This is a genomic window from Roseateles saccharophilus (assembly GCF_004342485.1).
In the GTDB taxonomy this organism is placed as follows: domain Bacteria; phylum Pseudomonadota; class Gammaproteobacteria; order Burkholderiales; family Burkholderiaceae_C; genus Pelomonas; species Pelomonas saccharophila.
In genome coordinates, this window is record NZ_SMBU01000046.1 from 19,644 (window position 1) to 33,137 (window position 13,494).

13 protein-coding genes are annotated in these 13,494 nt (G+C 69.8%); 6 read left to right on the plus strand and 7 right to left on the minus strand.

Features of this window, described 5'->3' with window-relative positions; all coding sequences use genetic code 11:
- Positions 1-169: 169 nt before the first annotated feature.
- Together EV671_RS23555 and EV671_RS23560 are read right to left on the minus strand one after the other, a co-directional pair.
- The gene (locus EV671_RS23555) at positions 170-901 is read right to left on the minus strand and encodes a GntR family transcriptional regulator (RefSeq protein ID WP_132576359.1); all 732 of its coding nucleotides are present in this window, start codon (positions 899-901) and stop codon (positions 170-172) included.
- Entirely contained in the window at positions 898-1,806 is a 909-nt protein-coding gene (locus tag EV671_RS23560) for a glucosamine kinase nucleotide-binding domain-containing protein (protein ID WP_132576360.1), read from the minus strand. The genes EV671_RS23555 and EV671_RS23560 overlap by 4 nt, the downstream gene beginning before the upstream one ends.
- A gap of 180 nt (positions 1,807-1,986) precedes the next feature.
- Between EV671_RS23560 and EV671_RS23565 the strand changes: the two genes are divergently transcribed.
- From EV671_RS23565 to EV671_RS23575, 3 genes are all read left to right on the plus strand, one after another.
- Complete coding sequence (locus EV671_RS23565; RefSeq protein ID WP_132576361.1) at positions 1,987-3,462, plus strand: GAF domain-containing protein; 1,476 nt, start codon at positions 1,987-1,989, stop codon at positions 3,460-3,462.
- Positions 3,463-3,516: 54 nt separating this feature from the next.
- Positions 3,517-4,800, plus strand: coding sequence for a lysophospholipid transporter LplT (gene lplT / locus EV671_RS23570; protein ID WP_132576362.1), 1,284 nt, complete (start codon positions 3,517-3,519; stop codon positions 4,798-4,800).
- A gap of 119 nt (positions 4,801-4,919) precedes the next feature.
- Complete coding sequence (locus EV671_RS23575; protein ID WP_132576363.1) at positions 4,920-5,258, plus strand: ribonuclease E inhibitor RraB; 339 nt, start codon at positions 4,920-4,922, stop codon at positions 5,256-5,258.
- Positions 5,259-5,368: 110 nt separating this feature from the next.
- Here EV671_RS23575 and EV671_RS23580 read toward each other — a convergent pair whose 3' ends face one another.
- Entirely contained in the window at positions 5,369-6,610 is a 1,242-nt protein-coding gene (locus EV671_RS23580) for a glycosyltransferase family 4 protein (protein ID WP_132576364.1), read from the minus strand.
- A 112-nt stretch (positions 6,611-6,722) separates the two neighbouring features.
- On the opposite strand from EV671_RS23580, the gene EV671_RS23585 reads away from it, so the two are divergent.
- Positions 6,723-7,337 (plus strand): hypothetical protein, encoded by a 615-nt coding sequence (locus EV671_RS23585; RefSeq protein WP_132576365.1) that lies wholly within the window; start codon positions 6,723-6,725, stop codon positions 7,335-7,337.
- Positions 7,338-7,416: 79 nt separating this feature from the next.
- Here EV671_RS23585 and EV671_RS23590 read toward each other — a convergent pair whose 3' ends face one another.
- A complete protein-coding gene (locus EV671_RS23590; RefSeq protein ID WP_132576366.1) occupies positions 7,417-9,063 on the minus strand; it encodes an aminotransferase class III-fold pyridoxal phosphate-dependent enzyme in 1,647 nt (548 codons plus the stop codon).
- A gap of 72 nt (positions 9,064-9,135) precedes the next feature.
- Here EV671_RS23590 and asd point away from each other — a divergent pair, with 72 nt between their 5' ends.
- Positions 9,136-10,011 (plus strand): archaetidylserine decarboxylase, encoded by an 876-nt coding sequence (asd, locus tag EV671_RS23595; protein ID WP_132576367.1) that lies wholly within the window; start codon positions 9,136-9,138, stop codon positions 10,009-10,011.
- Here the strand turns inward: asd and EV671_RS23600 are convergent.
- From EV671_RS23600 to EV671_RS23610, 3 genes are read right to left on the minus strand one after another with little or no spacing between them, the layout of a single operon-like run.
- Positions 10,004-10,900, minus strand: a complete 897-nt coding sequence (locus tag EV671_RS23600; protein WP_132576368.1) for a UDP-2,3-diacylglucosamine diphosphatase — start codon at positions 10,898-10,900, stop codon at positions 10,004-10,006. The genes asd and EV671_RS23600 overlap by 8 nt on opposite strands.
- Before the next feature lie 38 nt (positions 10,901-10,938).
- A complete protein-coding gene (locus EV671_RS23605) occupies positions 10,939-11,592 on the minus strand; it encodes a 2-hydroxychromene-2-carboxylate isomerase (protein ID WP_132576369.1) in 654 nt (217 codons plus the stop codon).
- Positions 11,593-11,633: 41 nt separating this feature from the next.
- Positions 11,634-12,662 carry an alpha/beta hydrolase family protein gene (locus tag EV671_RS23610; RefSeq protein ID WP_132576370.1) on the minus strand — a complete coding sequence of 343 codons (1,029 nt, stop codon included), beginning with the start codon at positions 12,660-12,662 and terminating at the stop codon, positions 11,634-11,636.
- Between the two features lie 99 nt (positions 12,663-12,761).
- Here EV671_RS23610 and EV671_RS23615 point away from each other — a divergent pair, with 99 nt between their 5' ends.
- Positions 12,762-13,457, plus strand: coding sequence for a LysR family transcriptional regulator (locus EV671_RS23615; RefSeq protein ID WP_132576371.1), 696 nt, complete (start codon positions 12,762-12,764; stop codon positions 13,455-13,457).
- Positions 13,458-13,494: the final 37 nt, after the last annotated feature.

The window sequence follows — 13,494 nt, forward strand, 5'->3', positions numbered from 1 at the left end:
GCCACAGGCCAATGGCCTTGGGTAGGCACAAGCAGTCCGCAGGGACTGCTTGTGTCCGACTCCAGTTCCCAAGCCGGCCCGTCATGGCGATGCGCTTGCCGGTCAATCCGGCAAGCATCGCCGTCCCCGCGGGGGACCGGCCAACGTAGGCGTTGGACGAGGGGCATCATCAATCGCGCCTCATTTCGGCGACGAAGTCGTAGTAGTCGCTGCGGCAGTAGGAGTGCGTCAGCTCGACGGCCTGGCCCGAGGCCAGATAGCCGACGCGGGTGATGAAGAGCACCGCGGCGCCCAACGGCACTTCCAGCAGACCGGCGAGCTTGGCATCGGCGTTCAGCGCGCGGATGTGCTGCAGCGCACGCACCGGGGCGCGTTCGCCGAGGTGGGTGTAGAGCGAGGACTCGACGCGTTGCGGGTCGGCCAGCACCGACTGCGGCAGCACCGACACTTCGTAGGCCATGACGACCTGGTCCGCCAGACGCAGCCGCTCCAGGCGCGCGACGCGCTCGCCGCTCTTGAGCTCCAGCGACAGCTGCTCGTCCGGCGCCGCCGGCGTGAAGCCGCGCAGCAGCCAGCGCGAGCTGGGCACGAAGCCGCGCTGGTGCAGCTCCTCGGAGAAGCTGGTCAGGCGGGTCAGCGGCTGCTCCAGCTTGGGCGCGATGTAGTTGCCCGAGCCGCGCTTGCGGATGATCAGCCCCTGCTCGACGAGGCGGTCGATGGCCTTGCGCGCGGTGACGCGCGACAGCTCCAGCTGCTCGGCGAGCACGCGCTCGGAGGGCAGCGCCTCGTCAGCATGGAAAACGCCGTCGCGGATGGCCAGGGCCAGGGCCTGGGCCAGCTGCATGTAGAGCGGCGAGGCCGCGTTGGGATCGGGCTTGAAGTCGAAGACAGCAGCGCTCATGCGGGGATCGTTTCTTGCTGTTGGATGAGCCAGAGAGCGCCGGTGGCGGCATCTCCCTGGGGTTCGACGCGGCGGGACTGCAGCGCCGGGCCGAGGCGCGGCGCCAGGCGCAAAGCAATGCTGCCCGCCAGCGCCAGCGGCAGTGTGGGGTGGACGGCGGCGGCCAGGGCCTCCAGCGCGCGTGCGGCTTCGTCGAGCAGCGCGCTGGCGGCGAGGTCGTCGGCCTCATGCTCGAAGACCAGCGGCGCCAGGCTGGCATAGCCGCCCTGGCCGGCCGTGGCGCAGAAGCCCAGCAGCTCCTCGCGCGTGGTGCCGGCCTGCCGCCAGACGGACTGCACCAGCGGCCCCGCGGCGGCGCGGCTGTCGTAGGCGGCCTGGGCCAGCTTCATGGCCTGCTGACCCAGCCAGGCGCCGCTGCCCTCGTCGCCGATCTGCCAGCCCCAGCCGCCGGTCATGCGCCGGCTGCCGTCGGGCAGCAGGGCCTCGGCGACCGAGCCCGTGCCCGAGATCAGCAGCGCGCCGGGCCGGCCGCCGTGCGCGCCGAGCAGCGCGGCGAGGCCGTCGGTGACGAGGGCGAAGCGCGCGACCCCGGGGTCGGCCGCGACAAAGGCCTGCAATTGCGCCGGCACGCCCGTGCCCGACAGGCCCAGGCCGAGGGCGCAATCCTGCAATTCCAGACCCGGCACCTCGGCGTGCGAGATGGCGTCGGCAATATGACGCCAGGCCTGCTCGGCGCCCTGGCCCAGCGCGGACGCGCCGGATTCACCACGGCCAAGGATGTGCCCCTGGGCGTCGGCCACGACGGCCCGGGTGCTGGTACCGCCACCATCGATGCCGACCCACCAGCGCACAGGCCGGCCGGAGTCGCGGGAAGTGAGGAGAGAGGGATCGAGAACGAGGGGCATGGTCGACGGGGTTCAGTCGATACCACTCTAATACCAACCACCAGTGTCGTCAATTGGTTTTAAACTGGTCTACGGCCGCTGGAGTAGGCTACGGGATAGCCCGAGTCCAGGTGTAGCGCGTCCTCGGAATCGACAAGAATACCAGTGAGAAACCAACCCGCCCCATCCGGATCTGCCGCCGTGTTCACCCTCCAACCCGCCGCCAGCGAGGCCCTGGCCGAGCTGCTGGGCCGCATCGCCCGTGTCGCGCACCGCCACCCCGCCCTGGCCGACCAGTTGCTGGAGGCGCTGAGCCGCAACGCCTTCGCGGCCGGCGACACCGCTGTCGGCGTCGACGCACTCTACGCCCGCTTCGGTCTGCTGGAGCCGCGCGGCCGCGCGCTGGAACTGCTGCCCGCGCTGGAGCAGGCCGGCGCGCTGGCCGCGGCCGGCCACTTCCCGGTGCAGGCCGCGCGCGTCTGCGAGGCCCTGGGCCGCATCGCCTATCAGCAGGGCGAATACCAGCTCGCCAGCGAGCAGTGGTCGCGCGCGCTGGACCTGGCTGAGGTCAGCGGCCACTGCCAGGCCGGCGTGGCCGCGCGCATCGGCCTGGGCCAGATCCACTATGCGCAGGCCGACTGGGCGCGCGGACTGCGCCAGATGCGCGACGCGGGCGAGCAGCTGGCACGGTCCAGCGGCGAGGGCGACGACAGCTACCTCGCCGCCAAGCTGGCGCTGAACATCGGCGTGGGCAGCTTCGAAACCGGCGACCTGCCGGCCGCCGAGCGCCACTTCAGCCACGGCCTGGCGGCGGCGCGGCGCGGCGCCCACCATGTCTTCGAGGCCGAGGCGCACTGGCATCTCGCGCGCGCCGCGCTGGCCCGCCAGCGTATGGACTGGGCCGTGGCCGACTGCCGCCTGGCGCTGGACATCGCCGCGCGCCAGGGCTACCCCTGGCTGGAGGCCGCCGCCAGCCGCACCTGGACCGAGATCGCGCTGGCCCGCGGCGACAACGCCGGCGCGGTGCGCTCCACCCGCCACGGCCTGGCCCTGGCCCAGCGCATCCAGGCCCGCGCCCAGGCCCGCCAGGCCCATCTGCAACTGGCCGAACTGCTGCAGGCCGAAGGCGATGCGGCGGGCGCGCTGGACCACCTCTGGCAGCACCTGGCCCTGCAGTCCGAGATCGAACGCCTCTCCCTGCCGGCACGCGCGACGCTGGCCGCGCCGCCGGCCGAAGAAGGCGGCGCACCGCTGACGCCCGAGGAGTTGCTGCTGCACCTCTGCGGCCAGCGCCAGCGCCTGGCCGCCGCGCCGCCGCCCGAGGCCCTGGCCGAGCTGAAGGCGGCCAGCAGCCGCATTCTCGGCCTGGCCAGCGTGATCCGCTGGCAGCTCGGCAGCGGCGGCCTGAGCGCCGCGAACCAGCCCCGCTACCTCGACCTGCTGAACCGCCACGGCGCACCGCTGGCCCTGCCCGACTCGGCCCTGCACCCCTGCCATGCCGAGCTGGCCAGCCTGCCCGGCGCCGCCGAGGCGCGCATCGAGGTGCCGCTCTACGACGGCGCCCGGCTCGCCGGTGCGCTGTGGTTCGTCGATGCGCGCGCCACGCGGGCCTGGACGCGGCAGGAACTGCTCATCGCCAGCGAGCTGGCCCTGCTGTTCGAAGCCATCTCGCGCTGAGCAGCGCCCGTCGTCACCGGCATTTCATGCCGGCATGACAAGCTGGCGACGGAGATGTCGTCCATTCTGCCCAGCGCCTGTTCCCCCCGTCGCCCCGCGCTACCGCGCGGCTTCGGCCTTCTCATCGGCGCCCAGTTCGCCTCGGCCCTGGCCGACAACGCGCTGCTCATCGTCGCCATCGCGCTGCTGGCCCAGCAGGGTTTCCCGCCCTGGTGGGCCCCGCTGCTGAAGGTGGGCTTCATGGCGGCCTATGTCGTGCTCGCGCCTTGGGTGGGGCCGCTGGCCGACGCCTTCGCCAAGGGCCGCGTGATGGCGGCGATGAACCTCGTCAAGATCGTCGGCCTGGGCCTGCTCGCGCTCGGCCTGCACCCGGTCGCTGCGCTCGCCGTCGTGGGCCTGGGCGCGGCGGCCTATGCGCCGGCCAAATACGGCCTCATCACCGAGATGGCCGAGCCCGAGGCCCTGGTCGCGGCCAATGGCTGGATCGAGATCACCGTCGTGTCGGCCGCGCTGCTGGGCGCCGTTCTGGGCGGCGCCCTCGTCAGCCCGGCCTGGCTGGCCTCGGGGCTGGCGGATTTCTGCGACAGCCTGGCCCTGCCGGCCGACAAGCTGACCGGCTCGCTGGCCGCGCTGCTGCTGATCTACGCGGTATCCAGCCTGCTGAACGCCGGCATCCCCGACAGCGGCCGGCGCCAACGCAGCGAATCGCATGACGTGACCGCGCTGCTGCGCGAGTTCCGCGCCGCCAACCGCAAGCTCTGGCGCGACCGCGAGGGCGGGCTGTCGCTGGCGGCGACGACGCTGTTCTGGGGCGTCGGCGCGACGCTGCAGTTCGCGGTGCTGCGCTGGGCCGGCGTCGCGCTCGCGCTGCCGCTCAGCCAGGCCGCCTACCTGCAGGCGGCGGTGGCGGTGGGCGTCATCGCCGGTGCGGCGGCTGCAGGGCGCTGGCTGGCGCTGCACCAGGCACGCCACGGGCTGTGGGCAGGTGTGGCGCTGGGCCTGTTGATGCCGGTGGTAGCGCAGGTCGGCGACGTGGCGGTGGCGGCGGTCGTGCTGGCGCTGGTGGGCGCGGTGGGCGGCGCGATGGTGGTGCCGCTGAACGCGCTGCTACAGCACCGCGGCGCCGTGCTCTTGAGCGCGGGCCGGTCGATCGCGGTGCAGGGCTTCAACGAGAACCTGAGCGTGCTCGCGATGCTGGCGGCCTATGCGGGCTGCGAGGCGGCGGGCGTGCCGATCGGGGTGACGCTGAGTGCGTTGGGTGTGTTGGTCGCGGGGGCGATCACGGCGCTGATCCGGATCGACGGGAGTCGACGAAAAAGTTCACCGCCACGGTCGTGACGACGCGCCGCTTTTGACGAGGTTTTATTGGCATAGTCGTTGCCGAACAAGCACTTGCCAATGCGCCGCTGGAGTTAAGCGGCAAGGCGTGACGGATAAACCAATAGTTAGGGCTTTGCATGAACCGGACGATCACGTTCCCCGATGATGAAAACGGCGACGTTCTGCGGCGGATGCAGGCCAATGGCGACGATCTGTTGAAGCCGCGGGATATCGACTTCACCGTCGTGCTGCCTGACGAGCCCGCAGCCTTATCGTTTTCCGCGCAGTTTTCGGCGCATGGCTATCAGGTCAAAGTCAACGAATCCGGCGTAGTCGATTCACTCCCGTGGGACGTCGTTGTCGTCAAGCATATGGCTCCAACGCACAGCGGAATTACGCAGTTTGAAGCTGCGCTGCAAGCAGCGGCCAGCGCATTTGCCGGCCGCAATGACGGGTGGGGTTGCTTTGAACAGTAGCTCCGCCGGCGCCAATACGACCCAAGCCATAACCCGCAATTCCAGCGGACCGGCTACGCCGGCCGCTGAATGCGTTCGTTAGCTCTGCACGCCGAATTGAGCGAGTCGTCTTAAGCCGCCGGCTGCAACCCCGGCAGCGCAAACGCCGGCTCGGCCCGCGCAATCGCCCCTTCCAGCACCGACTCGAAGCGTGCCGTGATGTCCGCCCAGTCGAGCCGCCGCGCCGTCGCCCGCGCCGCATCGGCCACCGCGCGCCGCGCCACCGCGTCGACGGCGGCGACACGCGTCGCCGCGACGAAATCGGACTCCTTGCCCGCGCCGGCCAGCCAGCCGTTCATGCCGCTGCGGATCAACTCGCCCGCGGCCGCGCTCTCGAAGGCGACGACGGCGCAACCGCTGGCCATGGCTTCCGTCGTGACGTTGCCGAAGGTCTCGGTCAGGCTCGCGAACAGGAACAGATCCAGGCCGGCGTAATGCGCCGCGAGGTCGTCACCGCTGCGCTGGCCCGCGAACACGGCATCGGGCACGCGCGCGGCGAGCTCGGCCCGCATCGGGCCGTCGCCGACGAACACCAGGCGAGCGCGCGGCTGCAAGGCCTTGACGGCTTCGTAGGCGGCCAGCACGACGCCGAGGTTCTTCTCCGGCGCCAGGCGGCCGACATAGCCCATGACGAGGTCGTCCGGCCCCGCACCCCAGCTGGCGCGCATCGCGTCGCTGCGGCGCGCCGGGTCGAAGCGCTGCGCGTCGACGCCGCGGCCCACCACCGTCAACCGCTCGAAGCCGCGCTCGGCCAGCAGCACGCGCATAGCCTCGGTGGGCACCATGGTCGCTGCGCAGCGGTTATGGAATTTGCGTAAGTAGCCCATGATGGGCTTGCTGAGCAGGCCCAGACGGTAGTGCTTGCCATAGGCGTGGAAGTTGGTGCGGTAGTCCGACGTGACCGGCAGGGCCAGATGCTGGGCCGCCTGCAGCGCCGACCAGCCCAGTGGCCCCTCGGTGGCGATGTGCACGACGTCCGGGCGGTGCAGCGACCACAGCTTCACCAGCGCCCGCTTGCTCGGCACGCCCATGCGCAGGTTGGGGTAGAGGGGCACGGGCAGGCCCTTGGTCAGCACCTCGTCAACCTCGGGCTTGCCGGTGACCTGGCCGGTCATGCGGGCCGGCTGGCGCGGGCGGATCAGCTGCACATCGTGGTTGCGGCGGTTCAGGCCATCGACGACGCGGGCCATCGACATCGCGACGCCGTTGACCTCGGGGGGATAGGTCTCCGTCACCACCGCGAGCCGGCGCGAATGGCGCGGCGCGGGCAGGTCGTCCACCAGGATGTCGTCGGCGTCGTGTGGGGTGTTCATGCGCAAATGTTCACGAGCGCGTGCAACAGCAAGATGACAGGCGGGCCGTCACGCCAATTTCACGCAAGCCCACCACCATCCGCTCCGATTTCCACCCCAACGAGGACGGGACGTGAACGAGTTCTTCCAAACCCTGAAGACCCAGCGCTGGGACGACCACCGCTACTACCACCACAGCCGCATCAACCAGAGCCTGCACCTGATCAGCGCCCTGTGCTTCCTGGTCTCCTACGGCCTGGTGTTCGTGAACCCGGCCTGGGCCGCGCTGCTGGCCTGGTGCGTGTCGATGACGACGCGCCAGGCGGGCCACTTCTTCTTCGAGCCACGCGGCTACGACGAGGTCAACCAGGCCACCGACGCGCACAAGGAAGAGATCAAGGTCGGCTACAACATCCGCCGCAAGATCGTGCTGCTGGCCGTGTGGGTGGCGCTGCCGGCCGTGCTGTGGTTCTTCCCGTCGCTGGGCGGCCTCATCGAGCCGGCCGTCGGCATGAAGGCCTATCTGGAGGATGTCGGCATGGCCTGGTTCTGCCTCGGCGTGGTGGGCCTGCTCTTCCGCGTCGGCCAGCTGTGGGCCACGCAGGGCGCGATGCAGGGCTTCGCCTGGATGACCAAGATCCTGACCGACCCCTTCCACGACGTGATGCTGTATCACAAGGCCCCGCTCTATCTGCTGCGCGGCCAGCTGATCGACCCGATGGAGCACGTTGGCAGCGAAGCGCACTGAGACTCTTCGCCCCAACGAGAAAGGCCCGCATTCGCGGGCCTTTTGTTTTTCTCGCGCGCCCGGCAAGCCGGGCTTGGGCTCAGAACTTCTTCGAGAGCATCTCGCGGAACACGCTGCGGCGGATGGCCTTGGCGGTGAGCTCGGGCGCCGTCCACCACCAGCCGTCGGCACGCATCTCCGCGCAGGCGGCGACGAAGCGCTCAAGCACGGCCTCGAACTCGGCGTCGCCATAGTTCAGGCTGAAGATCAGCCGCCCCGTGCCCACCCAGCTCAGCGCCAGGCCGTGCTTGCGCAGGTAGAACTGCAGCATCCAGTGGTAGCGCCCCGGCTGCGTGTAGAGCACGGTCCAGATCGTCGACAGATTGGCCATGCGCACCGGCGCGCCGGCCGCCTGAAGGCGCTCGTTGAAGCGGGCGCAGCGGGCGTTCCAGCGCGCGTCGAGGCCGTCGTAGAGCGTCTTGACCTGCGGCGTGTCGAGCTGCCTCAGGAAGGCGGCCATCGCGGCGATGACATAGGGGTGGGCATTGAAGGTGCCGCGCGCAAAGCAGATGTCAGCCGGGCGGTCCTCGCGGTAGCGCTGCATCAGCGCGCGGCTGCCGCAGACGACGCCGACCGGCAGGCCGCCGCCCAGGGTCTTGCCGTAGGTGACGAGATCGGCCCTCACGCCGAAATACTCCTGGGCGCCGCCGGGCGCGAGCCGGAAGCCGACGAAGACCTCGTCGAAGATCAGCACGATGCCGCGTGCGGTGCAGACCTCGCGCAGTTTCTTCAACCAGGCCGTGTAGGCCTCGCGCTCATAGCCCGCGCGGCGGCTGCCGTCGATGAGGCCGGAGTCACCCGGCGCATTCGCATTGGGGTGCAGGGCCTGCAGCGGGTTGACCAGCACGCAGGCGATGTCGCGGCGCGTGGCCAGCACCTTCAGCGAGCGCTCGGCCATGTCCTGCAGCGTGAAGGTATCGCGCGGCGGCAGCGGGTTGCCGGGGCCGGGCTGCACGTCCTCCCACCAGCCGTGGTAGGCGCCGGCGAAGCGCACCAGGCGCTTCTTCTTCGTGTGATAACGCGCCAGCCGCACGGCCTGCATGACGGCCTCGGTGCCGCTCATGTGGAAGCTGACCTCGTCCTGGCCCGAGATGGCCTTCAGCCGCGTCAGCACGTCCAGCACGCAGGGGTGGTAGGCACCGAGCACGGGGCCGAGCTGCTGGGCCGTGGCGACGGCTTCGGCGATGCAGGCCTTGTAGGCGTCGTAGCCCAGCAGGTTGACGCCGTAGGAGCCGGTCAGGTCATAGAGGCGGTTGCCGTCCAGGTCCTCGACCTGCACGCCGTCGCTGGCCTGCAGGAAGGCCCCGACCTTGAGATGCTCGCGCAGCACGGGGCTGAACTGGAAGGGCACGCGGTAGCGGCCGGTGAAGCGCAGGTCGGAGATGGTGTCGCGCGCGGCCTCGGTGGCGGCCAGCGTCCTGGCGTAGCGCGTGTCGAACTCGGCGCCCAGGCGCTGCAGCGCGGCACGGCGCTGCGCGGCCACGTCGGCCGGTGCGCCGTCGGCCGCGAAGAACTGCGCCTCGTCATAGGCATAGCCCGGCACCCAGCGCGCCAGCCGCTTGGCCATGCGCGAATGGCCGGCCAGCGAGCGGTGCTTGGCGCGCGAGAGCTCCAGCCGCCGCTTGGCCGCCGGCAGCAGGGCCAGCACGCCGAGGGCGAGCGCCGAAAGGGTCAGGGTTTCGTCCATCGCAGTCTCAGGAAATTCACGAAGGTTTCAGATGTACCTGCGACGCTTGACAGTGGAATGAATGACAAAGCCATGACCACAATCCCCGCCCGCGGCTGGTTCCAACGCCTCGTCGCACAGGAAGACCTGAACTTCCTGCTGACCAACCGCGTGCCGCGCATCGCGCTGACGAAACTGATGGGCCGCTTCGCGCGCATCGAGAGTCCGCTGCTGACGAAGCTGTCCATCGCTGTCTGGCGGCTGTTCACGCCGCTGGACTTGAGCGAGGCCAGGCACACGAAGTTCCGCTCGCTGAAGGACTGCTTCACGCGCGAACTCAAGCCCGGCGCGCGCATCTTCGACGCCCGGCCTGACGTGATCTGCAGCCCCAGCGACGGCATCGTCGGCGCCTGCGGCCTCGTGCAGCGCGGCCAGGTCTACCAGGCCAAGGGCTTTCCTTATTCGACGGCCGAGCTCTTCGGCCCGACGCAGGACGCGAGCGTCTTCGAAGGCGGCCGCTTCATCACGCTGCGGCTGACCTCGGCGATGTACCACCGCTTCCACGCACCGGCCGACGGCACGGTCGAGCATGTGACCTATCTGAGCGGTGACACCTGGAACGTGAACCCCATCGCGCTGCAGCGCGTGGAGCGGCTGTTCTGCCGCAACGAGCGCGCCGTCGTGCGCATGCGGCTGGCCGGCGGCGAGCCGATCGCACTGGTGCCTGTGGCGGCCATCCTGGTCGCGAGCATCCGCCTGCACTTCCTCGACGTGCTGCTGCACCTGGGCCGCAAGGGTGCCAACGAGATGCCCTGCTCGGCACCTCATGCCAAGGGCCAGGAGATGGGCTGGTTCGAGCATGGCTCGACCATCATCGTCTTCGTGCCGCCGGGCTTCGAGCCGGCGGAGGGCATCGCCACCGGCTCGCAGCTGCGCGCCGGGCAGGCACTGCTGAAGCGGGTCAGCTGACGAGGGTGTCGGACACGGCGGTCTTCACGACCGCCGTCGGGACGGGCAGCGCTAGCGGCACCGCGGGCTTGGCCTTGGCGGCCGGCAGCATGCCCGGCAGCGCGGCCTCGTCGCCGCGGTCGATGATCTCGAGCCGGCCGTCGTGGTGCTCGACGAGAGCCGTCAGACTCTCGACCCAGTCGCCATCGTTGCAGTAGAGGATGCCGTCGATCTCGCGGATCTCGGCATGGTGGATGTGGCCGCAGACGACGCCGTGCGCGCCGCGCTTCTTGGCCTCGCGCGCCACCGCGTTCTCGAACTCGTTGATGTAGCTGACCGCGCGCTTGACCTTGTGCTTGAGGTAGCGCGACAGGCTCCAGTAGGGCAGGCGGAACTTGGCGCGGATGTGGTTGAACCACCGGTTGACCTTGAGCGTGAACTCATAGGCCAGGTCGCCCGCGATGGCCAGCCAGCGCGCGCACTGGATGACGCCGTCGTAGAGGTCGCCATGCGTGATCCACAGCCGCTTGCCGTCGGCGGTGACGTGGATGGCTTCTTCCATCACGTCCACGCCGCCGAAGTTGTGCAGCAGGTATTTGCGCGCGAACTCGTCGTGGTTGCCGGGGATGAAGATGACCCGCGTGCCCTTGCGCGCCTTGCGCAGCAGCTTCTGCACGACGTCGTTGTGGGCCTGCGGCCAGTACCAAGAGCGCTTGAGCTGCCAGCCGTCGATGATGTCGCCGACGAGGTAGAGGGTTTCACACTCGACGTCGCGAAGGAAGTCGAGCAGGGCCTTGGCCTGGCAGCCGGGCGTGCCCAGATGCAGGTCCGAGATCCAGACGGTGCGCACCGACAGCGTGGGCGTGTCGGCGGCAGCAGCAGTGTCTTGCGTCGTCGGCATGGCCGGCATGCTGCCCGCCGGTCATGACGCGCGCGTGAAGGTCTGATCTAGATCAAGCCCTTGAAAGGCCCGCTGGCCAGCCAGCCCTCGATCTGGGCCTGGCGGTCGTTGCCCCAGAAAGGTTCGCCGTCGACGATGAAATAGGGCGCGCCGAACACGCCGGCGGCGATGGCCGCGTCGTTCTCGGCCTTGAGGCGCGCCTTCCAGGCCGGCTCGCTCCAGGCGGCCTCAGCCGCGTCGGCGTCTATGCCGGACTCGGCGAGCAAGGCCTTCAACGCCCCCGCGTCGTCGAGGGCCACGCCGCGCGTGAAGTAGGCGCGCAGGCCGGCATGGGCCCAGGCGACGGCGCGCGCCGGGTCCTGCCCGTGCAGCCACCAGAACACGCGCGCGGCGTTCTGGGTGGGGATGGGGAAGGTTTCAGGCTGGCGATAGGGCAGGCCGGCGAAACGGGCCGAGCGCTCGAAGTCGCGCAAGGCGTAGTCGCGTTTGATCGGATAGGAGACCGGCGACTTCAGCTCGGCGGCCTGGAAGGTCGCACCGAGCAGGATGGCATGCCATTGCACGCGGCGCCCATGCCGGGCCGCAACGGCCTCGATCCACTCCGACGCGATATAGGAATAGGGCGAGGAGAAGTCGAAATAGAACTGCACCGGTGCGCGCTGCAATGCGGTGTTGTCGGCAAGAAATCGGTCGTCGATCATGATGTGACCTTAGCCTCCACGCGCCTGCGGCGCAGCGGGACTTATGCCGAGTGGAGGCGGGCGGCGAGCCGTGGCGTCGCGGCCTCGATGCGCTCGAGCAGGCGCGGCCAGAGCTTGGCGCCCAGGTCGCGACGGAAGGGGCCGAAATGCTCGATCTTGCCCACGCCCAGATCGGCGGGCGACACCGAATGGCGCTGCACGCGGGCGGCGCCGAAGTGCCCCGCCAGCGCGTCCACGGCCGGGGCCGGTCCGAACAGGTGATCGTCGGTGATGCTCCACAGGTGGACAGCGCCCGCGAAGCGGTCGTAGGCCCGCTCGCGGGCGAGGCTTTCGTCTCCGAAGAGGAAGCCCGGCGTACGCCCCCAGGCCGCCCATTCCAGCGCGGCGCCGGCCGGCAGATCCTCGGCACGCGGCCCGAGCAGGCGCCCCGGCGCACGGCCGAACAGGCGCACGGCCAGCGGCAGCATCAGATGAAAGAAGAGCCAGGCCTGCAGGCGGGCCAAGCCCGACCAGTGCCCAAGATAGGCCACCTGGGCCGCGACGCCGAGCAGCGCATCCACCTTGTCCTCGAAGCCGGGCACCAGGCCAACGGCGTTGCCGCCCAGCGAATGGCCGACCCAGAGCAGGCCGACCTCACCGACCTCGGCCGTGGCGGCCTCGCACCGACGCCGATCGGCCGCGTGCAGGGCAGCGGCCATGTCCACGCGCGCCCAGTCGCGCAGGCGGACGTCCTCGCCCGGCAGCAAGGCGGAGCGGGAAGCGGCGATGCCGCGGTAGTCGAAGCTCAGCACGGCATAACCGCGCCGCGCCAGCCATTCGGCAAAGTACCGGTAATAGCTGGCCGGCACCGCCGTCGCCGAGCTGATGACGGCCACGGCCCGCACGCCGATCGCAGCGGGAGGCTCGAACCACTGCGCGGCCAGCAGACGCCCGTCGGCGCAGCGCAGCGCTACCGGTCTGACCTGGACCTGCGGGTCGGAGTACGTCGCATCGCTGTCGGCGCCTGCCGGCGCTGGCGGCAGGATGGGCGGGCAGGCGATATCCGAGGGATTCAAGGGTAGGCTGGACATCTGGGCCTCGGCACGAGTACTTGCAATGGCGATACGGGCAGTCTAGATTGACAACTTTTGCGGCGGTAGAGCGCAAAAGAGCGCCACATCGTCAACATAATGACGACAAAGAATCCCCTCGTCGACCGTCGGCGGCAGAGCGCGGCCGAGGAAGCCCTGGACGCCAACGCACTCGAACTGTTCGCACGCATTGCACAGGCCGGAAGCTTTGCCCAGGCGGCCCGTGACCTTGGCCTGACGCGCGCCGCCATCAGCCGCCGCATCGCTTCCATCGAGAACGCTGTCGGTCTAACCTTGTTCGCCCGCAGCACGCGCAGCCTCGGGTTGACCGAAGCCGGTCGCCGATTGCACGCGCGGGCGCGGGCAGTGCGAGAGGCGGCCGAGGGCGCGCGCTTGGCGCTGCGCCAGACCCGTGACCAGCTCGACGGCACACTGCGCATCAGCGCCACTGCCGGCTTCGGCCGGATCGTGCTGGCCCCGCTGCTCGCGCGTTTCCAGACCCAACATCCGGCAATCCGCTACGAACTGCTTTTCACCGACAGGCGCGTCGATCTGCTGCGCGAGGGGTTGGACGTGGCCTTCCGCGTCACCAACCAGCCGCCCGAGGACTGGGTTGCACAGCCCGTCCTGAAATGCGCCGTGCGGGCCTATCGGACCGCTGGCAACAAGCTCCTCGCATCCCCGCAAGAGCTGGCCACCGCACCCCTGCTGCTGCTGGGGCAGAACGAAGACGCTCTCCCGAGTTCGACACCAAATCGCCGTTTTGCGCGATTTCCGGCGGGCGGCTCGTTTTGAATCAATGACTTAGAGTGGCTTTGCGCGATTTTCTGTA

Coding starts and splice junctions, on each gene's coding strand:
- EV671_RS23555 (WP_132576359.1), bottom strand. CDS start 901: ATGAGCGCTGCTGTCTTCGACTTCAAGCCCGATCCCAACGCGGCCTCG.
- EV671_RS23560 (WP_132576360.1), bottom strand. CDS start 1,806: ATGCCCCTCGTTCTCGATCCCTCTCTCCTCACTTCCCGCGACTCCGGC.
- lplT (WP_132576362.1), top strand. CDS start 3,517: ATGTCGTCCATTCTGCCCAGCGCCTGTTCCCCCCGTCGCCCCGCGCTA.
- EV671_RS23575 (WP_132576363.1), top strand. CDS start 4,920: ATGAACCGGACGATCACGTTCCCCGATGATGAAAACGGCGACGTTCTG.
- EV671_RS23580 (WP_132576364.1), bottom strand. CDS start 6,610: ATGAACACCCCACACGACGCCGACGACATCCTGGTGGACGACCTGCCC.
- EV671_RS23590 (WP_132576366.1), bottom strand. CDS start 9,063: ATGGACGAAACCCTGACCCTTTCGGCGCTCGCCCTCGGCGTGCTGGCC.
- asd (WP_132576367.1), top strand. CDS start 9,136: ATGACCACAATCCCCGCCCGCGGCTGGTTCCAACGCCTCGTCGCACAG.
- EV671_RS23600 (WP_132576368.1), bottom strand. CDS start 10,900: ATGCCGGCCATGCCGACGACGCAAGACACTGCTGCTGCCGCCGACACG.
- EV671_RS23605 (WP_132576369.1), bottom strand. CDS start 11,592: ATGATCGACGACCGATTTCTTGCCGACAACACCGCATTGCAGCGCGCA.
- EV671_RS23610 (WP_132576370.1), bottom strand. CDS start 12,662: ATGTCCAGCCTACCCTTGAATCCCTCGGATATCGCCTGCCCGCCCATC.
- EV671_RS23615 (WP_132576371.1), top strand. CDS start 12,762: ATGACGACAAAGAATCCCCTCGTCGACCGTCGGCGGCAGAGCGCGGCC.